This is a genomic window from Arthrobacter sp. BE255 (assembly GCF_031457335.1).
In the GTDB taxonomy this organism is placed as follows: Bacteria; Actinomycetota; Actinomycetes; order Actinomycetales; family Micrococcaceae; genus Arthrobacter.
The window spans coordinates 186,186-207,574 of the sequence record NZ_JAVDWK010000010.1 but is presented as its reverse complement, the minus strand read 5'-3'; the positions used below and the strand labels follow the sequence as shown (position 1 = coordinate 207,574).

The 21,389-nt window shown below is 65.2% G+C and carries 21 protein-coding genes, 1 tRNA gene and 1 rRNA gene; 12 read left to right on the top strand and 11 right to left on the bottom strand.

The window, feature by feature from the left end; genetic code table 11:
* The first annotated feature begins 300 nt into the window (after positions 1-300).
* Both rrf and J2X42_RS17135 read left to right on the top strand, forming a co-directional pair.
* Positions 301-417, top strand: a 5S ribosomal RNA gene (rrf, locus tag J2X42_RS17140).
* A gap of 302 nt (positions 418-719) precedes the next feature.
* Entirely contained in the window at positions 720-1,235 is a 516-nt protein-coding gene (locus tag J2X42_RS17135; protein ID WP_310167040.1) for an SRPBCC domain-containing protein, read from the top strand.
* Here J2X42_RS17135 and J2X42_RS17130 read toward each other — a convergent pair.
* Both J2X42_RS17130 and J2X42_RS17125 read right to left on the bottom strand, forming a co-directional pair.
* Positions 1,232-2,257 carry a LacI family DNA-binding transcriptional regulator gene (locus J2X42_RS17130; protein WP_310167039.1) on the bottom strand — a complete coding sequence of 342 codons (1,026 nt, stop codon included), beginning with the start codon at positions 2,255-2,257 and terminating at the stop codon, positions 1,232-1,234. The genes J2X42_RS17135 and J2X42_RS17130 overlap by 4 nt on opposite strands.
* A gap of 5 nt (positions 2,258-2,262) precedes the next feature.
* The gene (locus J2X42_RS17125; protein ID WP_310167038.1) at positions 2,263-3,990 is read right to left on the bottom strand and encodes a glycoside hydrolase family 13 protein; all 1,728 of its coding nucleotides are present in this window, start codon (positions 3,988-3,990) and stop codon (positions 2,263-2,265) included.
* Between the two features lie 204 nt (positions 3,991-4,194).
* Between J2X42_RS17125 and J2X42_RS17120 the strand changes: the two genes are divergently transcribed.
* Complete coding sequence (locus J2X42_RS17120; RefSeq protein ID WP_310167037.1) at positions 4,195-5,565, top strand: FAD-linked oxidase C-terminal domain-containing protein; 1,371 nt, start codon at positions 4,195-4,197, stop codon at positions 5,563-5,565.
* 67 nt (positions 5,566-5,632) lie between these two features.
* Here the strand turns inward: J2X42_RS17120 and J2X42_RS17115 are convergent, their stop codons facing one another.
* From J2X42_RS17115 to J2X42_RS17100, 4 genes are all read right to left on the bottom strand, one after another.
* Entirely contained in the window at positions 5,633-7,051 is a 1,419-nt protein-coding gene (locus tag J2X42_RS17115; RefSeq protein ID WP_131134185.1) for a DUF4032 domain-containing protein, read from the bottom strand.
* 109 nt (positions 7,052-7,160) lie between these two features.
* Complete coding sequence (locus J2X42_RS17110; protein WP_310167036.1) at positions 7,161-8,243, bottom strand: sn-glycerol-3-phosphate ABC transporter ATP-binding protein UgpC; 1,083 nt, start codon at positions 8,241-8,243, stop codon at positions 7,161-7,163.
* 232 nt (positions 8,244-8,475) lie between these two features.
* Positions 8,476-9,309, bottom strand: coding sequence for a trehalose-phosphatase (gene otsB, locus J2X42_RS17105; RefSeq protein ID WP_310167035.1), 834 nt, complete (start codon positions 9,307-9,309; stop codon positions 8,476-8,478).
* The gene (locus tag J2X42_RS17100) at positions 9,299-10,801 is read right to left on the bottom strand and encodes a trehalose-6-phosphate synthase (protein WP_310167034.1); all 1,503 of its coding nucleotides are present in this window, start codon (positions 10,799-10,801) and stop codon (positions 9,299-9,301) included. Before J2X42_RS17100 ends, otsB begins: the two co-directional genes overlap by 11 nt.
* Before the next feature lie 179 nt (positions 10,802-10,980).
* Between J2X42_RS17100 and J2X42_RS17095 the strand changes: the two genes are divergently transcribed.
* The 6 genes from J2X42_RS17095 to J2X42_RS17070 all read left to right on the top strand — a co-directional run bounded on the left by J2X42_RS17095 (position 10,981) and on the right by J2X42_RS17070 (position 14,479).
* Positions 10,981-11,868 carry a thioredoxin domain-containing protein gene (locus tag J2X42_RS17095; protein WP_310167033.1) on the top strand — a complete coding sequence of 296 codons (888 nt, stop codon included), beginning with the start codon at positions 10,981-10,983 and terminating at the stop codon, positions 11,866-11,868.
* 156 nt (positions 11,869-12,024) lie between these two features.
* Positions 12,025-12,101 (top strand) — tRNA-Thr (locus J2X42_RS17090).
* Positions 12,102-12,162: 61 nt separating this feature from the next.
* Complete coding sequence (locus J2X42_RS17085; protein WP_310167032.1) at positions 12,163-12,600, top strand: VOC family protein; 438 nt, start codon at positions 12,163-12,165, stop codon at positions 12,598-12,600.
* A gap of 181 nt (positions 12,601-12,781) precedes the next feature.
* On the top strand, positions 12,782-13,375 hold the full coding sequence (locus tag J2X42_RS17080; RefSeq protein ID WP_310167031.1) for a sulfite oxidase-like oxidoreductase: 594 nt from the start codon (positions 12,782-12,784) through the stop codon (positions 13,373-13,375).
* 10 nt (positions 13,376-13,385) lie between these two features.
* Complete coding sequence (locus tag J2X42_RS17075; protein ID WP_310167030.1) at positions 13,386-14,123, top strand: FAD-binding oxidoreductase; 738 nt, start codon at positions 13,386-13,388, stop codon at positions 14,121-14,123.
* Entirely contained in the window at positions 14,120-14,479 is a 360-nt protein-coding gene (locus J2X42_RS17070) for a DUF6510 family protein (RefSeq protein ID WP_310167029.1), read from the top strand. Before J2X42_RS17075 ends, J2X42_RS17070 begins: the two co-directional genes overlap by 4 nt.
* A gap of 200 nt (positions 14,480-14,679) precedes the next feature.
* Here the strand turns inward: J2X42_RS17070 and J2X42_RS17065 are convergent, their stop codons facing one another.
* Together J2X42_RS17065 and J2X42_RS17060 are read right to left on the bottom strand one after the other, a co-directional pair.
* Complete coding sequence (locus J2X42_RS17065; protein ID WP_310167028.1) at positions 14,680-15,528, bottom strand: HAD family hydrolase; 849 nt, start codon at positions 15,526-15,528, stop codon at positions 14,680-14,682.
* Positions 15,529-15,600: 72 nt separating this feature from the next.
* The gene (locus J2X42_RS17060; protein WP_310167027.1) at positions 15,601-15,948 is read right to left on the bottom strand and encodes a hypothetical protein; all 348 of its coding nucleotides are present in this window, start codon (positions 15,946-15,948) and stop codon (positions 15,601-15,603) included.
* Positions 15,949-16,107: 159 nt separating this feature from the next.
* Between J2X42_RS17060 and J2X42_RS17055 the strand changes: the two genes are divergently transcribed.
* The 3 genes from J2X42_RS17055 (at position 16,108) to J2X42_RS17045 (ending at position 17,561) form a co-directional block, all read left to right on the top strand.
* Positions 16,108-16,305, top strand: a complete 198-nt coding sequence (locus tag J2X42_RS17055; RefSeq protein ID WP_310167026.1) for a hypothetical protein — start codon at positions 16,108-16,110, stop codon at positions 16,303-16,305.
* 108 nt (positions 16,306-16,413) lie between these two features.
* Positions 16,414-16,716, top strand: a complete 303-nt coding sequence (locus J2X42_RS17050; RefSeq protein ID WP_310167046.1) for a DUF4193 domain-containing protein — start codon at positions 16,414-16,416, stop codon at positions 16,714-16,716.
* A 293-nt stretch (positions 16,717-17,009) separates the two neighbouring features.
* Positions 17,010-17,561 (top strand): hypothetical protein, encoded by a 552-nt coding sequence (locus J2X42_RS17045; protein WP_310167025.1) that lies wholly within the window; start codon positions 17,010-17,012, stop codon positions 17,559-17,561.
* Positions 17,562-17,663: 102 nt separating this feature from the next.
* Here J2X42_RS17045 and J2X42_RS17040 read toward each other — a convergent pair whose 3' ends face one another.
* From J2X42_RS17040 to J2X42_RS17030, 3 genes are read right to left on the bottom strand one after another with little or no spacing between them, the layout of a single operon-like run.
* Positions 17,664-19,223 carry an APC family permease gene (locus tag J2X42_RS17040; protein ID WP_310167024.1) on the bottom strand — a complete coding sequence of 520 codons (1,560 nt, stop codon included), beginning with the start codon at positions 19,221-19,223 and terminating at the stop codon, positions 17,664-17,666.
* A gap of 13 nt (positions 19,224-19,236) precedes the next feature.
* Positions 19,237-20,262 carry an agmatine deiminase family protein gene (locus tag J2X42_RS17035; RefSeq protein ID WP_310167023.1) on the bottom strand — a complete coding sequence of 342 codons (1,026 nt, stop codon included), beginning with the start codon at positions 20,260-20,262 and terminating at the stop codon, positions 19,237-19,239.
* Positions 20,259-21,311: a nitrilase-related carbon-nitrogen hydrolase gene (locus tag J2X42_RS17030; protein WP_310167022.1), complete on the bottom strand. Its 1,053-nt coding sequence runs from the start codon at positions 21,309-21,311 to the stop codon at positions 20,259-20,261. The genes J2X42_RS17035 and J2X42_RS17030 overlap by 4 nt, the downstream gene beginning before the upstream one ends.
* Positions 21,312-21,389 lie beyond the last annotated feature (78 nt).

The window sequence follows — 21,389 nt, the reverse complement described above, 5'->3', positions numbered from 1 at the left end:
CACTGGGTTGATAGGCCGGATGTGGAAGCGAGGACTAACGACTCGTGAAGCTGACCGGTACTAATAGGCCGATAACTTACACCACACACCACCCCGCAAGCGGTTCAAAAGCGTTTGCAACCAAGGGGCGGTACAAAGAAACAAGACTGCTTGCGTCCACTATGTGGTTCCCAAACAACAAACCCGTTGCTTGAGGAACAAACCACAACTACATAACAACACCACAGCTCCCTCAACAGGAGCATGTTGTAACCACAGACTTCCCACACACACCCCCGGGTGCGTGACGGGTAACAGGGTTACGGCGGTCATAGCGTGGGGGAAACGCCCGGTCCCATTCCGAACCCGGAAGCTAAGACCCACAGCGCCGATGGTACTGCACCCGGGAGGGTGTGGGAGAGTAGGTCACCGCCGGAACATCATTAGGTCGAGAGCCTCCAGACACACTCTGGAGGCTCTCCCACTTTAACCACCCACCCACAAAACCCACCCCCACACCCCGTCGGACCCTCTCTCACATCCTGCAGGTTCTGGACGGACCCTCTCTCACATCCTGTCGGTTTTTGGCTGATCCTCTCTCACCACCATGCAGAGAACCATACGACCGCAGCCCAAAACCAGCAACAACCGCGAGAGCGTCGGAGAAAACCCGCAGGAACTGCGAGAGGGTCCTGGGGAGGAAGATTCCCACGACTGCCCCGCGGGTAAAGTTGGTGTCCATGGACAACCTCTTCAGCCACGCAGGTGGCCCCACCCCGGATGCTTCAGACGCTGCGGACGCCCTGGACCCCCTGATCCTGACGGTGACGGTTCCCGGCCACGTGGGCCAGGCTTTTGCCGGGTTCACCGACCACACGCACCTCTGGTGGCCGCTGGAGTCCCATGGCGTCTACGGCGCCGGGTCATACGTGGAATTTGAAGAAAACCTGATCCTGGAAACCGCTGACGATGGCCGGACGTCGATCTGGGGGACCATCGACGACTGGCAGCCGCCCCTGTCGTTCCATGCGACCTGGCATCCGGGAACCACGGCGTTGTGGTCCACGGAGCTGCGTGTGGCCTTCAGGGGCGTGGGTGATGATACCGAGGTCCGTTTGGTGCATGACGGCTGGGAGGGTGCCGAGGACCCGGCGCGTACCCGGGCAGACTACGCCGCAGGCTGGCCAACGGTGCTTGAACGGTATGTCCGCTTTATGGGCGGCAGCCCAGAGGAAACGACGGCGGAACAAGCTTAAGCAGGCGGTACGGCCGTACTGGTGCGGATAACCAGTTCCGTCGGGTACTCCCGGTCAGTTGCGGAGCCATCGTTACCGGCAGGGGTGCCGGCGTCGAGCGTTTCCAGCAGGAGCCGGGCAGCGAGGGCGCCCTGGCCGCGGGCATCCTGGTTAATGGTCGTCAGCCCAAAGACCTCGCCGAGCTCGTGGCCGTCCATGCCAATGACGGACAGGTCGTGCGGAACCCTGAGGCCAAAGTCGCGGGCGGCGAGGATGGTGCCGATCGCCATCTCGTCCGACGCCGCGAAGACGGCCGTGGGCCGTTCGGTCCCCATGCCGAGGAGCCGGCGCGCGCTTGTATACGCGCCCTGGATGGTGAAGTCGGCGGAGATCTGCCATTCAGGCCGGACAGGCAAGCCCGCGTTCTTCATTGCGGCCTCGAATCCGGCCTGGCGGATTCCTGGCAGTTTGAAGTCCTGGTTAAGCGCGGGATCACCGGTCAGGTGGGCTATGCGCGTGTGGCCCAGCTGGATCAGGTGGTTGGTGGCCATCCGCGACAGTCCGGAATCGTTGATCCGGATGGTCGATGCGCCCGCCAGTGCCCCGCCGATGCCCACGATGGGGCGATGGATGGCCAGGAGTCGCTGGATTTCGTCGTCGGTAAGCACCAGCGCGACGGCGATCACTGCATCGAGCCGTTTGCGCAGCAGGAAGTCGTTCAGGACGCTCTGGCGCCGCGCCGCCTGGTCACCCACGTTGTACAGGGTGAGGTCGTAACCGGCATCCAGGAGCGTGGCGGAGACGCCCTCCAAGACTGAGGAAAAGTACCAGCGGTGCACGGACGGCAGCACAAGGCCAACGTTGTGGTTCCGCCCGGACGCCAGGCTTGACGCATGGTATGAGGGCACAAATCCCAGCTCTGCGGCAGCCGTTTTGGCGAGCTTGCGGCTCTTCGCCGAAACGTTGGCCTTCCCGCTAAGTGCCCGCGACACCGTGGCAATGGAGAGGCCGGCCCGGTCGGCAACGTCTTTGATGCCTGCCATGTGGACTACTCCGTGTCGCCGTGCACCAATTGCAGCCAGACGGTTTCGCCGGAGGCGAGGAAGTGGCCGGACTCCGGGTCCGCGCTGCGGAGGAGCACGTTGCCCGCGGGCATTTCCAGTGGCTCATGGTTCAGGTTCATAAGCACCAGCGTAGTGCCGTTCACGAAACCAAGGGAGGAGCCGGTGCACCATTCCTCGGCCCATGCAAGGGAGCCGCGGCCCAAGCCCAGTTCCCGCCGTGCAGACAGTGTGCGGCGGTACAGGTTCAGGTGCGACGACGGCGTGGCGGCCTGGACGTCGCGCGCCAGGTCCTTGAAGGCTGCCGGCAGGGGAAGCCACGGCGGCTGTCCGGAGCCGAAGCCCAGGTGGGGTTCCGCGGCATTCCAGGGCAGCGGGACCCTGCAGCCGTCACGGCCCAGGCGTTCCCCGCCGGTCCTCGCGAAGGTGGGGTCCTGCCGCATACCTTCAGGGATGTCGATGCCGTCCGGAAGCCCGAGCTCTTCGCCCTGGTAGAGGTAGGCAGCACCGGGGAGGCCGAGCATAAACAGGGAAGCCGCGGCCGCACGGCGCCGGCCCAGCGCGGTGTCCGGCTGATGGTCTGCGGGGCCGATGCCGTCGCCGTCGCGGGGGCCGGAGCCGTTGTAACCGAAGCGGCTGGCATGCCGCACCACGTCGTGGTTGGACAGCACCCACGTGCTGGGCGCGCCTACGGCGTCCAGGACCGTCAGGGAGTCCGTGATGACGGACCTCAGCCGGTACACGTCCAGGCCGGCGTGCAGGTACGGGAAGTTGAAGGCCTGGTGCATCTCGTCGGGCCTGACCCAGTGTGCAAGGCGGGGGAGATCGACGCTGGCTTCGGCGCACAGGATCCGGTCCGGGCCGTATTCGTCCAGGATCAGGCGCCAGGCGCGGTAGATGTCGTGGATGGCCGGCTGGCCAAACATGGGGGCCTCGTGGCCCGGGAAACCGTCAGAGCTGCCGCCGTCCGCCCGGCCGCCCCAGGCCGGAAGCCCCGGAGCCTTGACCAGCGCGTGGGCCACATCCACCCGGAAGCCTGACACGCCGCGGTCGAGCCAGAAACGGAGAACGCGCTCAAACTCGGCATGCACGGCAGGGTTGTCCCAGTTAAAATCCGGCTGGGACGAATCGAAGAGATGCAGGTACCACTGGTCCGGCTGGCCATCGGGCCCGATGACGCGCGTCCAGGCAGGTCCGCCAAAGTGGGACTGCCAGTTGTTTGGTGGCTCGTGCCCCTCAGGGCCGCTGCCGTCGCGGAAGATGAACATGTCCCGCTCGGGGCTTCCGGCGGGCGCGGCCAGGGCCGCCTGGAACGCCACGTGCTGGTCTGAGCAGTGGTTGGGGACCAGGTCCACGATGACCCGCAGGCCCAGGCGGTTGGCCTCGGCCATCATGATGTCGAAATCGCCCAGGGTTCCGAAGATCGGGTCCACGTCGCAGTAGTCGCTGACATCGTAGCCGGCGTCGCGCTGCGGAGACCGGTAGAAGGGGGACAGCCAGACGGCGTCCACATCCAGGTCGGCAAGGTGCGGCAGCCCTTCGGTGATGCCGGCGATGTCCCCGATGCCGTCGCCGTTAAGGTCGCGGAAGGACCTCGGGTACACCTGGTAGATGACGGCAGAGCGCCACCAGCCCGGAGCCTTGTCGGCGTCGTGGATCAGGGTCAGCGGTCCAGCCAGCGCTGCTGTGGCGGAGATCACGGAATCAACAGACATGGGAATTACCCTAGACGAGCAGGCCAAAAAATGAAAACGCTTCCACACGTGTTCAGGCTGCCTCGGCTTGGCCCTATTCGGTGACTGGGGTTTGACCAGTGGAAACGCTTGCAGCCATGGTTGCGGAGGGATTATGACGCGGCCGCGTCATCCAGCCCGGCCCTAGACTGGAAGGACATGTGCGACGACGGAACTGGAGGCTGCGTGGGCAGCATAGTTGAGGAGCTGGAGACAGCGCTCGGGCCGGGCTTGGTCAGTACTGAGGAAGCCACGCTCACGCGGTACGCAGTGGACCAGGCGCCCGTGCTGGACTTCCAGTTTCCCCTGGCGGTGGTTTTCGCTGAATCAGTGGCGGACGTCCAGGCCACAGTGAGGTGTTGTGCCGGCCGGGGCATAGCGCTGGTGGCCCGCGGCGCCGGGACCGGGGTCTCCGGGGGCGCCCACGCGAGCCGGAATTCGGTAGTCCTGTCCCTGGAACGGATGGACCGCATCCTGGACCTTAACCCCGACGACGAGACCGCCGTCGTCGAGCCCGGCGTGGTGAACGCCGTCCTGAACGAGGCGGCGGCCGTCCACGGGCTGATGTATGCGCCCGACCCGGCGAGCTTCCGTACCTCCACGATCGGCGGCAACGTCGCCACGAATGCCGGCGGCCTGCGCTGCGCCAAGTACGGGGTCACGCGGGATTCGGTCCTCGCGCTGGACGTTGTGCTCGCCGACGGGTCGCTCATCCACACCGGACACCAGACGTTCAAGGGCGTGGCCGGCTACGACCTTACCGGGCTGTTCGTCGGTTCCGAAGGCACGCTGGGCATCGTGGTGGGCGTAACGGTGCGGCTGAAGTACCTGCCCCGCGACGTGCACACCATCGCCGCGTTCTACCCGGACTTCCGGCAGGCTGCCGCCGGAGTCCTGGCCGTGGGCAGGGCCCGCGTCCAGCCCGCCATCATGGAACTGCTCGACGGCGGCACGCTTGCCCAGCTGGACAGCATCCACGGGTCGGACCTCACCTCACGCGGACGCTCCCTGCTGCTCATCCAGACCGATGGTTTCGGCGCTGCCGCGGAGGCCGACGTCGTCCGGGCGGTGCTGGCGGACGGCGGGGCGCTGGTCACCACCGAATCCACCGCCGAGGCCGAGCAGCTGGTGGAGCTGCGCCGCAACAGCCGCGGCGTGGAGGTCGACGACGAATACCGGGTGGGTGAGGACGTCGCCGTGCCCCGCTCACGCCTGGTGGACTACGTCGCGGCGCTGGAGGCCATCGCCGCTGCCCACGAGGTCAGCCTCAAGGTAGTGGCCCACGCCGGGGACGGCAACCTGCACCCGACGTTCTGGGTGGACCGGCTGGACGATGCCGTGGACGAGGGCGCCATGCAGCGACTGAACCTCGCGCTGGACGCGTCGATTGACGCCGCTCTGGAGATGGGCGGCACCATCACCGGAGAGCACGGCATCGGGCAGTACAAACTGCGCTGGCTCGGACTGGAGCAGCCGGAACCGGTACGGGAGCTGCAGCGCCGGATCAAAGAGCTCTTTGACCCGGCCGGCATCCTCAACCCGGGGAAGGCCATCTAGGCCCGCGCGCACCGAACTGATTTAGCACAGCTGTGCTGGTCCCGCGGGCGGCGCCCCGGGGACTCCGTCAGTCGTCGACGTCCGGGTATTCGTCGATGTCTTCGTCGGCGCCGTACCTGGACTCCTCGGTTTCCACCTCGAGGATCTTCAGCATTTCCGTGTCCGGGTTCAGCATGATGGCTGCCTCATCCCGGCGGTGCCGCAGGATGGAGTCGATGTAGGACTGCACTGCTTCCGCCAGCGGGATGTGCCGTTCCTGCTTCTCGGACATGTACCAGCGGTGTTCGAGCACCTCGTGGACGGCTTCGGCGGGTTCGAGCTTGCGGGACAGGTCCCGCGGGATGGAACGGACGATCGGCTCGAAGACCTGGCTGACCCAGAGGTGGGCGCTGTATTCCTCGTCCATCTTCGGGTTGTTGTCCGCCCGGAACGAGTCCATGTCGTTGAGCAGGCGGCGTGCCTGGTTCTCCTGGGCGTCCAGCCCAGTCAGGCGCAGCAGCCGGCGCATGTGGTGGCCGGCGTCCACGACCTTTGGCTGCAGCTGGATGGTGGAACCGTTCTGTGTGGTTTTGATGGCGTATTCTTCGACGTCGAAACCCAGCTCGTTGAGGCGGCGGATGCGGGCGCCCACGCGCCAGCGTTCACCGAGTTCGAAGGATTCCTTCTCCGTCAGCTCGGTCCAGAGCCGGCGGTAGCTGTCCATGATGAGCTCGCTGGTGGCAACAGGATCCACCTTCTCCTCGATCAGGCCGCCGTCCAGCAGGTCCATCAGCTCGCCGGCGATGTTGACCCGGGCGATTTCGAGGTCGTATTCGCGCTGCCCGGTGGACAGGTCCGGATAGAGCTCGCCGGTCTCAGCGTCCACCAGGTACGCCGCGAAGGCCCCGGCGTCGCGGCGGAACAGGGTATTGGAGAGCGAGACGTCGCCCCAGTAGAACCCGATCAGGTGCAGGCGCACCATCAGGAGTGCCTGGGCGTCGATGAGGCGGGTGAGCGTGTCCTTGCGCAGCATCTGGGAGAACAGCGCGCGGTACGGCATGGAGAACTTCAGGTGGCGGGTGACCAGCACGGGGTTCAGCGGCCGGCCGTCCAGCGTGGTCCGGCCGGTGATTACGGCTACGGGCTCGACGCAGGGGACGTCCAGCCGGGCGAGCTTGCGCAGCATGTGGTACTCGTGGCGGGCCACGTGCTCGGAGGTTTCCTTGATGGCGATGACGGAGCCGCCCAGGTGGGCAAAGCGCACAATGTGCCGGGAGATGCCGCGGGGGAGTGCTGCGAGGTTCTCGGCGGGCCAGTCCTCGAGTGCGATGTGCCAGGGGAGGTCCAGGAGTTCCGGATCGGCGGCGGCCGCCGTGATGTTCAGCGAGCTTGAGACCGCGGAGAGCTTGCTGTCATTGGCGCTGGCCGCCTCAAACCGGGGCAGTTTGCCGATCTGCGCGTAGTCGGTGGGTTCGTCGTGCCACTGGGCGCTGTTTTCCTCGGTCATGGGTCAATTCTTCCGTACATAGGGGCGGCTGGCCTAAACATCGTGGGTTAACGCCGACGGCGGCCCGTCCAGGAAGGAGGGCCGCCGTCGGTTTAGAGCCGGTGGGGATTTAGTCGCCCAGGCGCAGACCGGTCTTGGTGTCGAACAGGTGCACGTGGCCCGACTGCGGACGGACGTGGATGGACTCGCCCTTCATCGGGGGGCGGCGGCCGTCGACGCGGGCCACGATGTCGTGGCTCTTGCCGTCCAAGATGGTGTGGCCGTAGACATAGGCGTCGGCACCGAGTTCTTCGACGACGTCGACCTCAACCTGGAGGCCTTCGCCGGCGGCAACCTGCTCGAGGTCCTCGGGACGGCTGCCCAGGGTGACGGTGCTGCCGTGTGCTTCTTCGAGGACGTTGCGCGGCACGGGGTAAACCGTTCCGCCGAACTGGACGCCGCCGTCGACGACGGGCAGTTCCAGCAGGTTCATGGCGGGGGAGCCGATGAAGCCGGCAACGAAGACGTTCTTGGGCTTGTCGTAGAGGTTGCGCGGGGTGTCAACCTGCATGAGCAGGCCGTCCTTCAGCACAGCCACGCGGTCACCCATGGTCATGGCCTCGACCTGGTCGTGCGTCACGTAAACGGTGGTGACGCCCAGGCGGCGGGTCAGGGACGCGATCTGAGTACGGGTCTGGACACGGAGCTTGGCGTCCAGGTTGGAGAGCGGCTCATCCATGAGGAAGACCTGCGGGTTACGCACGATGGCGCGGCCCATGGCAACACGCTGGCGCTGACCGCCGGAGAGTGCCTTCGGCTTGCGGTCCAGGTACGGCTCGAGGTCAAGAAGCTTGGCTGCTTCGCGGACACGCTCGGCGCGCTCTTCCTTGCTGACGCCGGCGATCTTCAGTGCGAAGCCCATGTTGTCTGCAACCGTCATGTGCGGGTACAGCGCGTAGTTCTGGAAGACCATGGCGATGTCGCGGTCCTTCGGCGGAACGTCGGTGACGTCGCGGTCGCCAATGAGGATACGGCCGGCGTTGACATCCTCAAGGCCTGCGAGCATGCGCAGCGAGGTGGACTTACCGCAACCGGAGGGTCCAACGAGGACCAGGAATTCGCCATCGGCGATGTCGATGTTGAGCTTATCGACGGCGGGCTTTTCTGTGCCCGGGTACAGACGCGTAGCGTTATCAAAAGTAACTGTAGCCACAGTTATCAATCCCTTCACCGGCAGGTACGTGCCGGACGATCCGTTGTGAATGGTTCATGTTTGTTCAGTTGTCCACGGTGTTTCAGCCGTGTACTCCCCGGCCGAGGCCGAGGAGTATCGCGTGACGCCGCACGGTGTCTGTGCGCCACATCACAAGCAAGAGTATGTCAGATGAATGGCGAAATGAACCAAATGTTACGGACGTCACATATGAGCTTGGCTACTGTCCGGGTCAGCCGAAGCTTTCGGGTTCCTCTTCAGCCACGGCCAGGCTGCGTTCCTGCAACAGGGTCTCCAGCAATTCGGCGACGTGCACCGGAGCTTCCACCCTGAACTGCGCCTGGGTGAAATCGAGCCCCACCTTCACGCCGACGTCGCCGGACTCCAGCCGGGCCAGCGCGTCCTCGTCCGTGGTGTCGTCTCCGGCGAACAGGACCGCCGTAGCCCCGGTGATCTGCCGGAGGAAGGTCACGCCCTCACCCTTCGAGGCGTTGACCACTGAAGTTTCGAGGACCTGCTTACCGTTCTTGAGGAACACGCCACGGCGTTCCTGCAGCACGGCCCGGGCGGCCGCAACGGCGTCCTCTGCCACGTCCGGGGTGGCCAGCCTGGTGTGCAGGACGACCCCGGCGGGCTTGTCCTCCAGCAGCGTGCCCGGTGCCTGTTCAACGATCTCCTCCAGGATGCCCCGGACTTCAGCGAGCAGCGCGCGCTGGTCCTCGTCCAGGGTCAGTTCGGCGGACCCGGGACCCAGCCAGGCCTCGGCACCGTGGCTGCCGATCAGCAGCGTGTCCACCGGGGGCGAAGCCACTGCCCGCAGGCTGGCGAGGGCGCGCCCGGAGATGAGTGCCGTCGTCGTACGCGGCAGGGCGGCGAGCCCGGCAAACGCGGTGGCGGAGCGCGGCAGCGGCCGAGCGTCGCCGGCATGGTCCACCAGCGGCGAGATAGTGCCGTCGAAGTCCATGGCCACCAGGAGGTGTTCGGTCCGGGCGATGCGCCGGAGGGCCTCGAGGAGTTCAGGGGAGAGCGTCAGCGGGCCCTTTGCGCGGCGGGCATCAGGAGTCATCGCGGACCACCTTTTCGTTGAGGGCCTGGAGGAAGTCCGCGGACCAGTGGTCCACGTCGTGTTCGAGGATCTGCTTGCGCATGGACCGCATCCGGCGGGCGGAATCCTTGGGGGACATGTTTACGGCCTTCATGATGGTGTCCTTCAGCCCGTCGATGTCGTGCGGGTTCATCAGGAGGGCCTGCTTCAGCTGGTCTGCCGCGCCGGCAAACTCGCTCAGGACCAGCGCGCCGTCGTTTTGCGTGCGGGCTGTGACGTACTCCTTGGCCACGAGGTTCATGCCGTCCCGCAGGGCAGTGACCAGCATGACGTCGGCGGCGAGGTAGAGCGCCACCATTTCCTCCACCGGGTAGCTGTGGTGCAGGTAGCGTACGGCTGTGTTCTGGATGGTGTCGTAGGTGCCGTTGATGTGGCCAACGGTGCCCTCGATCTCCTCGCGCAGGAGCCGGTACTGCTCCACGCGCTCACGGCTGGGGCTGGCCACCTGGATGAGTGTGGCGTCGCCAACAGTCAGCTTCCCTTCGTTGAGGAGCTCCTCGAAGGCCTTGAGCCGGTGCCGGATGCCCTTGGTGTAGTCCAGCCGGTCCACGCCCAGGAGGATGGTTTTGGGGTTTCCGAGGTCCTGGCGGATCTGGCGGGCACGCTCGATGATCTCCGGATTGTTGGCCAGTTCGCTGATCTGGGCCACGTCGATGGAGATGGGGAATGACTGGGCCCTGGCGATGTGCGTGATTTCGCCGTCGTGCCCCTTGACGTGCACCTGCTGCTGCTTGACGCTGGCGCCCAGGAACCGCCGGGCGGAGCGCATGAAGTTGCCGGCGTCGCTGGGGCGCTGGAAGCCCACCAGGTCCGCGCCCATGAGACCGTCGATGATGGCGTGCCGCCACGGCAGCTGGGCGAAGATTTCCGGCGGCGGAAACGGGATGTGGTTGAAGAAGCCGATCCGGAGGTCGGGCCGCGCCTCGCGCAGCAGCCGGGGCACCAGCTGCAGCTGGTAGTCCTGGATCCACACGGTGGCGCCGTGGTCTGCATGGCGTACGACGGCGTCCGCGAACCTTTTGTTGACCCTGCGGTAGGCGTCCCACCAGGTCCGGTGGAACTCCGGGGGAGCGATCACATCGTGGTACAGGGGCCAGAGGGTGGCGTTGGAGAAGCCCTCGTAATACAGCTCAACATCGTCGGTGCTGAGCTGGACCGGTACGAGGTCCATCCCGCCGTGGCTGAACGGTTTGACCGTCTCATCAGGGGCGCCGTGCCAGCCCACCCAGGCGCCGTCGGTCTTGGTCATCATCGGGGCCAGTGCGGTCACCAGGCCGCCGGGTGAGCGCCGCCAGCCGGAGCCGTCGTCGCCGCTTTCTCCCGGGGCGCAACGGTCCACCGGCAGTCTGTTGGACACCACCATGAAGTCGTATTTTGTGCCATCGTCCTGGCCGTGTCCGGCAGGTCCGGAGTCAGGCGCGGAGGTAGGTTTTTCCTGGACAGGTGTTTGCATTGCGGCCCCCTGGGGTTGCTTGTGCCTCTAAGCCCACCCTAACGGGGCGGAATCTTCCTTGCTATTCGTCCGTTGGTCAACTGGAGGAATAGTTGAAAGCGCAAGCTCTCAGGTTTCTCCCCTAAAATGATGGAGTTGCCACTGAGTGGTCCCCCCACGTCGATCGACCCAAGGAACACATGAGCCCCGCAAATGAAGTACGTAAGTCCAAGGCTGAGCGAACAGCGGAGGCACGCGAGAAGGCGCGCCTGATCCGCGAAGCCCAGCTTAAGAAGGACAAGCGAAACAAGCTCCTGATCGGCTGGGGCATTGTGGTGGCAGTGGTGGCCATCCTGGCGGTTGTGGCACTCGTGGTGACCACCACCATGCGGCAGAACGCCCCGATCGCCGACCAGGGGCCGACGCCGGCCAACGGCAACGTGCACGGCGGTATCACCCTGCTCGCGAACACCGAGGTGGCGAAGCTGGATGCGTCCACTGTGGACGCTGCTTCCGTGGGAAACCCGCCGGAGACTGCCCCGGCGGAAGTTGTTGCCCCCGGTGCCGAGGCTGAGGCAGGAAAGCCCGTCAAGGTGGTCCTTTACATCGACTTCATCTGCCCGGTCTGCAAGAACTTCGAGGCACAGTACAACGAGCAGCTGACTGCCCTTCGCAACGAAGGCAAGATTACGGTGGAATACCGCGCGCTCGGGTTCCTGGACAACCGGTCCTCCACGAACTACTCCTCCCGCGCGGCCAACGCCGCCGCGTGCGTTGTGAACCAGTCTCCGGAAAAGTACGCGGAGTTTGTGGATACGCTGTTCGCCAATCAGCCTGCCGAAGGCGGCGCCGGCCTTTCGGACGACAAGCTCAAGTCCCTGGCCTCTGACATGGGCGTCAATATCGACAGCTGCGTGAACGACAAGACCTACCGTCCGTACGTGAAGTTCACGACCAAGGAAGCGGCAGCCATCGGCGTCACCGGCACGCCGTCCGTGTTCGTGGACGGCAAGCAGTGGGGCAAGGGCGACAGCGCCCAGACCCAGTTCCCCGACTTCCTGCAGGCTGCGATCGACGCGAAGGCATAACCCGCCCCAGTACATGGTGAAGGCCCGGCCCCGGTTTTGCTCCGGGGCCGGGCCTTTTCCGATTGGCCTGATGTCCGGGTTGCGGCGGTTTTTACCAGCGGGCGGACTTGGGCTAACCTTATCTAGCGCCGTTCAGGCGCAGGCCCGTCAGGGCACGCCTCCTTAGCTCAGTTGGCCAGAGCACCGCTCTTGTAAAGCGGGGGTCGTCGGTTCGAATCCGACAGGAGGCTCCATTTCTGCCAGATTCGGATCTGAGCACTGGAGCCAAACGGTCCGCCTTGGTAGCTTCAACGCATGGCCATCAAACTTGAAAACGTCGGTATCGCGGTTCGCGACCTCGAAGCAACCATCGCTTTTTTCACCGACCTCGGGCTGACGGTCGTTGGCCGTGACACGGTCAGCGGCGAGTGGGCCGACACTGCCGTCGGGCTGGATGGCAACCACGCCAAAATTGCGATGCTCCAGACCCCTGACGGTCACGGTCAACTTGAGCTCTTCGAATACATCCACCCTGACGCGATCGAGACGAACCCCACCCGTCCCAACGACATCGGCATGCACCGAGTGGCCTTCTCGGTTGATGACATCGACCAAGCCCTTGAGATAGCTGCGAAGCACGGGTGTACTCCGCTTCGCGGCGTGGCCACCTACGGCGACGTCTACAAGCTCACGTACCTCCGCGGTCCCAGCGGAATCCTCGTGATGCTCGCCCAGAAACTGAAAAAAGACTGACACCCGGCGCGGCCCGATCCCGCTACCACGCCGGTGGTGGCGGACGCCGGAACTCCCGCGTTGGCGGGGATTCCGGCGTCTCTGGTGGGGCATGGCGAACCTCTGGACCACGGACAGCCGTTGCCCTATCGTTGGGGAACCGATCAAAGTCGACCGGCAGTCTCCGCAGCGGAGGTGCATGATGGGCATTATCTCGTCTGGTTTCCACGGAAAACGGCATACCGGCAACCCGGCATTGCCACCCGGCCAACACGAGACGGACACCTTTCCCGTTTTAACGGCAGGACCTGCACCCAATGTCGCCACGGCAAACTGGGAATTCTTCATTTCAACCAGCCCGGGGGAACGCCACACGTGGTCCTGGGATGCGTTCATGGCGCTGCCGCAGGTTGAGATCCGGGCCGACATCCACTGCGTCACCAGCTGGTCCCAGCTGGGCACCTCGTGGCGGGGCGTGTCCCTTGACACGTTGTTCGACGACGTGGAAATAACTTCCGCGTTCACGATGGCCCATTCCTACGGCGGTTATACAACCAATGTCCCGCTGCAGGACCTTCTGGACGGACAGGCCTGGGTGGCGTGGGAATTCGGTGGCCGGCCACTGGAGCGGGCCCACGGCGGACCTGCCCGACTCCTGGTGCCCCACTTGTACCTTTGGAAGAGTGCGAAGTGGATCAACGGCATCGAACTGATCCACGAGGACGTTCCCGGGTTCTGGGAATCGAATGGCTACCACCTGCACGGCGATCCGTGGCGGGAGCAGCGCTACTCATGAGACCGCCCAGATGAGCACGCTCTGGCGCATCGCCGAGGTGGTCAGCGGCGTTCCCGAATCGGAAACGTCCAGGACCATCGCGCTGAGGGTCGACGGATTGAACGGGAACCTCGCCGGCCAGCACATCGACATCCGGCTCACCGCCGACGACGGTTACACGGCTGTACGGTCCTACTCGCTGGCCACCGCAGGCATGGACGAAATCATAGAGATCACGGTCGACGAATTGGCCAACGGGGAAGTCTCTCCCTATTTGGTCAGGAACCTGATGGTAGGCGACCAACTGGAGATCCGTGGCCCCGTGGGCGCCTGGTTCGTCTGGCGGCCAACGGACTCCAACCCGGTCCAGTTGATCGCCGGAGGATCCGGCATCGTGCCGCTCATGTCCATGATCCGCGCGCACGAGGCCTCGGATAATCCGTCACCGTTCCGGCTGCTGTACTCCCTCAAATCGCCTGGGGCTGGGTTCTATCGGGAGGAGCTGCTCAGGATCAGCCGGGAATCCGCCAAACTCGCGGTCGACTACGCCTACACGCGTCAAGCGCCGCAGGGCTGGCCGGATCCTCCTCGACGGCTCTCGGAAGAGGCACTGTTGGCAACCATCCTGCCGGTTGAGGCTGCCCCCGCCATCTTCATCTGTGGTCAGACAATATTTGTCGAAACGGTCTCAGGATGGCTCGTGCAGGCCGGCTACCCATCCGGCTCCATCAAGACCGAACGCTTCGGCGGAACTGGAGGTTTAGGGTGAGTGGCACAAGTGGTTTGCCGTCCCAAGGCGCCGGGGACCCGCGCTTCGAGGACCAGGATATCGCCGGAATTGCAGGCAACCCGATACCCCATCTCGACGGAAACGCGGTGGCAGGGCCGTTGTGGGAAGTGTTCCGCATCGACATCGTTGCAGCGATCGGCCGGTGCAGGAATTGCGGCGCAGTCCGGGCTTTCGGCGAAGCGCTGGTCTATGCCGACGCCCCGGGAATCGTTGTGCGGTGCAAGTCCTGCGAGGGCGTCCTCCTTCGTCTCGTTGAGACCCCCACCAGCTTCTGGCTCGATGTGAGCGGACTGAGCTACCTCCAGATCGACCGGGAGGGCCACGATTTGGCCTGATGCCGCGGCACGACGAGACTCACCACACCTCACCGAAGCCAAAGCCGCCGAACTCGCGGAACTGATGGAGACCACCCCGACCTCACCCGAGGCATCACTACCAACGAGACCCAACTAATCGCCTTCGCTGCTGCGAAAGCACGGCCCTGGCAACTGATCATTTCCGTCCCGGCGGCGGCATGCGGCCGCCGGGGCCAGGATCAGTGGAGGCCAAGTTCGGCGAAGGCAGCAACGAGACCTTCCTGCCCCGGACGCCCGGCCGTGCGGTCCGCGATGGCGATCAGTTCGGGGATGGATCCTTCGATGGCGACGCCGATGCCCGCGTAGGCGATCATCTCCAGGTCGTTGGCACCGTCGCCGATCGCAATCGTGTCCTCCCGGGCGATACCCAGGTGGGCGATCACGGCCGCGACGCCGTCGGCCTTGCTGATCCCGCGCTGGAACAGCTCACCCGCGTGCCGGCCCTCGTCGGCGACCGAGTTGGCGACGACGGCAATGTCCTCGCCGATTTCGCGCACCAGGTCTTCCATGGCAACCGGGGAATCAAACACGGAGACCTTGGCGAACGACACCGCCGCGCGGTCCGCCGTTTGCTGCACCGCGCCGAGAATGGCGGACGAACCCACCGGGCCTCCGGGTGCGTGCCGGAAGTGGGCGTCCAGGATGGCCCGCAAACGCTCCGCGGCGGCAGGCGGAACGTGCAGCGCTTCCTGGGACTCGAGGATGTAGACGGCGTCGTGCGCGTCCAGCGCTGCGACCGTCCTGGCCGCGAGGTCTGCCGGAAAACGCCGGTCCAGGAGCACCTCCCCGGCCACCTCCGCATAGGCGCCGGCGCTGGCTACCAGTCCGTCGAAGCCCGCGGCCAGGATGCTCTGGGGCAACATCGACACGGGCCGGCCGGTGCACAGCAGGACCCGGTGGCCGGCCTCCCGCGCGGCCCGTACGGCGCGCACATGGCCGTCAGGGACAACGCCGTAGTCCGCGTAGGTGCCGTCCACATCGAGGAAGACAGCGCGGACAGTTCCAGCAGTACTCGGCTTTGCGCTCATGATCCCGGATCATACCGAAGCAGCCCCGCCCAGCCCCAACCGGGCGCCTGACCGCGCATCCGGCGCCGGAGCTCACTCCGTGTCGATCAGCTCCAGGAGTTTTTTCGCGGCGTCCCGGATGTCGTCATGGCCGTATTGGGCTGCCCGGCTCTCCAGGGAAATAACGGCGCAACGGTGGACCTCTTTGAAGTCACCGAACGGAAAGCTCACGCTGCCTTTGGTTTCGTCCGATTTATCGTCGTCGCGTCCCAGGTGCCATTCGGCGAAGTCAGAAAAGCCGTGTTTGTCGATGTAGGCGTTCTCGTCGTCGGCCGATGGTGCGTGTTCGCTCCAGTCATCGCGGACGTCGCGTTGGACTTTCCCGTCTTTGATGAGTTCGCGCGCGTGCGTCAGGGCCTTGCGGTTGAGTTTGACTGCCATTGTGCCTCCTCAGGTTGCCGCTGAGTTGCTTGCCCTTTCAGGGTAGGACCGGCAGACGCGCGGCGCCACGGCAACGGGACGCGGCGCAACGGCCAAAGCTTTACGGCCCCGAGACTGGTGCGAAACGAGCCCACAACATTCGCCCCGTACCGTCGGTGCATGACTCCTCCGCTGCTGGCCTCCGTCCGCTCATGGCTCGCCGATGCCTTCTTCTGCGACACGGTCGAGGAGGCTGCGGACGCCATGGCGGAGGCCACCCGCTGGGGCTGGCTGCCTGCGCTCAGCGGCATCGCTGTTGCCGGCGATCACGCCCGCGCCGCGCACGCTTCCGGGGCTTCGGAATCAGCCGGGCGGTAGCAATATGTCTGCTTGGGCACACTATTCTCCAAGTCAAGGCATAATGACCTAAACTGCTTCACTGAGGTGCCTGAAATGGCGCTGCGCAGCAACGAAAGTGAACATGCCATGGCTACCGATTACGACGCTCCACGTAAGCAAGAAGAAGAGTCTCCCGCAGAATCGCTGGAAGCCCTCCAGGCCTCCCGTTCAGGTGCTGCCCAGACCGCGGTTATCGACGTTGATGAGAACGACACCGCCGAGGGTATCGACCTTCCGGGCGCCGATCTGTCCAACGAGGAACTGACGGTCATTGTTGTTCCTGAGCAGTCCGATGAATTCACCTGCTCGTCCTGCTTCCTGGTCCGCCACAGGTCCCAGATTGCCCGCGAAAAGAACGGCATGAAGTACTGCCGCGAATGCGAAGGCTAGGCCAGACCACAGGCCATGAAAAGGCGCCGTCCAGGCTTTAGTGGACGGCGCCTTTCTGCTGTCCGGGGCAGGACGCCGGGAGCCGCGTGCCGGCGTCGTTATGTGCATAACGGTAGCGTCCAGAAACGGTCTAAATAGGGATTCTTTCCGGCCACAAACCGTACCGAATTTACGCCCGCGTGACCGGAAACAGGTGCATTTAACGGTTGCGCGCCGAAGCGGATACAACCCTGCTTAAGGGTGCTTTGGGCTCCTACGCTTGAGCTATCCAATCACTCGAAAGGTGGCCCACAATGAAAAAGGTTCATACGTGGCTGGCAGTCATTTTGATGGCTGTCGGATTGGGTTTCCTGGCGCCGGGGCCCGCCTCGGCAACCACGTCCTATTGCGGACTTGTTTGGGGATCGCTGGCTGAAACAAATCCAGCGATGAGCACCGCATCAGTAACCAACGTTCGGACGGGGCAGCACTACTGCTTCGACCGGATGGTGGTTGATCTCAACGGCCCTGTGGCCGGCTACACCGCCCAGTACGTTCCCGTAGTGGTCCAGGACGGTTCAGGTTTCAGTATCCCGCTGCAGGGCAGCGCGTTCCTCCAGGTCACTGTGAACGCTCCGTCCTACGACAACGAGACCGGCAATGTCACGTACAGCCCGGCAGCGAAAGCCGAACTGTCCAACGTGGCTGGCTACCAGACGTTCCGTCAGGTAGCGTACGCAGGCAGCTTTGAAGGCTACACAAGCATCGGCGTTGGCGTCCGTGCACGGCTCCCGTTCCGGGTCTTCACCCTGGACGGACCGGGCTCCGGATCGCGGCTGGTAGTGGACGTGGCGCACTTCTGGTGACCTCCGGTTCAATGGCGAACCGGCGTTGAGATAAGCACAGCAAACCCACGAACGGCACCCTGGTCCGGAAACCCGGACCAGGGTGCCGTTCTGCGCCCCGAACTACTCGGGCACCACCAGTGCGGGAGTGTCGCGGCGGATGGTCTCGCCCCTGAAGAACCCGGGGCGGAGCCGTGCCATGACCACCATGAACACGGCCCCGAGCAGCAGGATCCCAATGCCCAGGACAAACACCAGTCCGACGCCGAAGACCTCCGAGCCGCTGCCGAACTCCGGCGCCCAGCTGTCCACCGCCGTCTGCAGGAACACCACAAACAGGCCGACCCCGCCCAGCACCGGGCAAACAAGCCGCAGCATGAAGTTGCGGAGGCTGCTGAAGACGCTGTTCCGGAAGTACCAGGCGCACGCGATTGCGGTCAGGCCGTAGTAGAAGCAGATCATCAGGCCAAGAGCCAGGATGGTGTCGTTCAGGACGTTCTCGCTGATCACGTGCATCACGGCATAGAAACCGGCGGACACGACGCCGGCTGCAACAGTGGCGAAGCCCGGCGTCGAGAAGCGCTTGCTCAGGTGGCTGAACGGCTTGGGCAGGGCGCCGTAGTGGGCCATGGCGAGCAGGCTGCGCGACGGCGACGTGAACGTGGACTGCAGGGATGCGGCCGAACTGGAGAGGACCGCGAGGGACATCAGGATGGCGAACGGCCCCATGATCGGGGACGCAAGCGCCGTGAAGAGATTCTCGTGGTTCTCCGGGTTGTTCAGTCCAACCCCGGTATCGCCGACGCCGGCGAACATCATGGTGGCGATGCTCACCAGCAGGTAGATGCCCAGGACGGCCACGGCAGTGAGGGTGCCGGCAAGGCCCGCGGTCTTTTTGCCGTTGGCCGTTTCCTCGTTCACCGTCAGGCACACGTCCCAGCCCCAGTAGACAAAGATCGACAGGGAGATGCCTGCGGCGATCTGCCCGAACGTCTCGATTTTAGTGACGTCGAACCACTCCCAGCTGAACGGGATGGCCGTTTCGGAGGTGGACCAGTTGGCGAACGCCAACCCTACGAAAAGCCCCAGGACCAGCAGCTGGAAGCCCACGAGGCCGTACTGCACCAGCTTGGTGGTGTGCAGGCCGCGGTAGCTCACCCACACGGCGAGGGCCACAAAAATGAAGCACGTCAGCACGTTCAGGGGCTTGTTGGCAGCGAGGTCGGCAAGCTCCGGCGAGCCCGTCAGCTGGGACAGGAAGAGGTAGAAGAAGTCCACGGCCACGCCGGCGAGGTTGGACAGGACGATGATGTTGGCGGCGAGGAGTCCCCAGCCGCCCATCCAGCCAACCCACGGGCCGAAGGCCTTGGTGACCCAGGTGAAGGTGGTGCCGCTGTCCGGTGAGTCGGCATTGAGCTCCCGGTAGGCGAGGGACACCAGGATCATGGGGATGAAGCCGATGAGGAAGATGACCGGCAGCTGAAGCCCGGCTTCGTTGATCGTGGGGCCCAGGGCGCTGGTCAGCGTGTAGGCCGGTGCGATCGTGGAAATGCCCAGGACCACGACGGCGAGGAGGCCCAGCTGCCCGCCCTTCAGGCCCTTGGCCGTGATGCCGTGCGCCGTGCCGGCTGCGTCAGTGACCGAATGGCCTGCGGGGGCGCCCTTGCGGATGGTTTGTGTCATTGTCCAGCGCTTTCTACGAGGCAGCAGGCTGCTGTTGGGTGATGCAGTGGATACCGCCGCCGCGGGCGAAGAGCTCGCGGGCGTCGATCCCGACCACCCGCCGGCCGGGGTAGGCCTCTGCCAGGATCTGCAGCGCCTTGTCATCGTTGGCGTCCCCGAAGGTACAGGCAATGACGCCGCCGTTGACCACCACGTGGTTGATGTAGCTGTAGTCCACAAAGCCCTCGTCATCCCGCAGGGTTTCCGGGGCGGGGACTTCGACGATGTTCCACTCCCGTCCCGCCGCGTCCGTCGTGGTGCGGAGGTGCTCGATGACCTCGCGGCTCACCTGGTAATCCGGGTGCCGGGGGTCCTGCTGGGAATGCACCAGCAGCGTGCCCGGGGAGGGGATGGCTGCGACGATGTCCACATGCCCGCGGGTGCCGAACCGTTCGGAGTCCCTGGCCAGGCCGCGGGGGAGCCAGACGACGTGGGTTGCGCCGATGGTCCGGGCAAGTTCGGCTTCGACGTCGGCCCGGCTGAGTCCGGGGTTGCGGCCCGGATCCAGCTGCACGGTTTCGGTCACGAGGACGGTGCCCTCGCCGTCCACCTGGATGCCGCCGCCTTCGTTGACCAGCGCGGACACGATGTGCGTGGCGCCGGCCCGGCCGGAAACCTCGCCGGCGACCAGCGCGTCCTTGTCCCAGCGGGCCCAGTCCTGGGCCCCCCAGCCGTTGAACACCCAGTCGACGGCGCCGAGGCGCCCGTCCTCGCCGAGCACAAACGTGGGGCCGATGTCCCGCATCCACGCATCGTTGAGCGGGGCCGCAAGCACCTCGACGTCCGGGTGGAGATAGCGGGCGGCGATAGCGACGTCGTTGGGGTCCACCACGACGGTGACGGGCTCAAATTCGACGGCGGCGTTGGCCACCGCTGCCCAGGTGGACCGGGCAGCGTGCGCATCTTCCTCCGACTCGCCCAGCGTGTAGCCGCCGGTGGGGAAAGCCATCCAGAGCCGCTCCTGCGGAGCGGTTTCGGCCGGCATGCGCCACGCGTTCATGCTGTCACCCCGGTGTCCAGTGCCGACGCCGGGATCCCCGCCTCTTCGCCGCCAAGCGGCTGGTCACGGCGTACGGGTTCGGTGAGCCGGCCGTAGGTGTCAGGGCGGCGGGTGGCCAGGAACGGGAAGAGCGTGAGCCAGTCTCGGCGCTGGTCCAGGTCCAGGTCGGCCACCAGCACGGCGGACTCGTCGCGCGGGGCCTGGACCAGGATCCGGCCGTAGGGGTCGGAAATGAAGGAGGAGCCGTAGAAGTCCAGCGTTCCCTCGCTGCCCCAGCGGTTGGGCGCAATCATAAAGAGGCCGTTGGCGATGCCGTTCCCCACAATGACCTGCTGCCACAGCGGCTGCGTGTCGAAATCCGGGTGGTCCGGTTCGGAGCCGATCGCCGTGGGGTAGACCAGGATCTCAGCCCCGCCAAGGGAGTAGAGGCGCGCCACCTCCGGGAACCATTCATCCCAGCAGGTGGGCATGCCCAGCCGGGCGCCGCCCAGTTCCGCCGGCGCGTGGACCTCGTAGGCATCCGCTGCCGCCGGACCCTGGCGGAAGAACTTGTCTTCGTAATAGCCGGCGGTGACCGGGATGTGCAGCTTGTGCGTCCGGGCGAGCAGTTCTCCCTCGGATGACACCAGGATGGCGGTGTTCAGGCCCAGGCCGTCGTCGCTGCCGTCAGGGTCCGGTGCCTGCTGGTACAGCGAGGCGTGGACAGCCACGCCGTGGCGGCGGGCTGACTCCGCGGCGAAGCGGAAGGTGGGCCCGGTGAGCAGGTCCTCGGCGGTGTCCGAAGGCCGGGACCGCACCGCTCCGGGCCGGGAGGTGTCATTTTCGGGGCGGGTGTCCGCGGGGTAGCGGGAGAGCGTGAGTTCGGGCAGGAACACCACGGAGGCACCCAGCCGGGCGGCACGCCCGATGCCTTCGTCAAGTTCGGCCTGCAGGACAGCGGTGTCTGCATGCCAGCGGTGCTGCACAACGCCGACCCGGAGGGTGGGGCGTTCGGACGGCGCTGTCCGGGCCAGGGAAGCGGGGGAGTCGAGGCAGGAAATTTCAATCATGGGCTTACTTCCAGTGAGACGACCGTCACTAAATGAATGACGTTCATTTAGTATGAACGGTGCCGGGCTTTCGCGCAA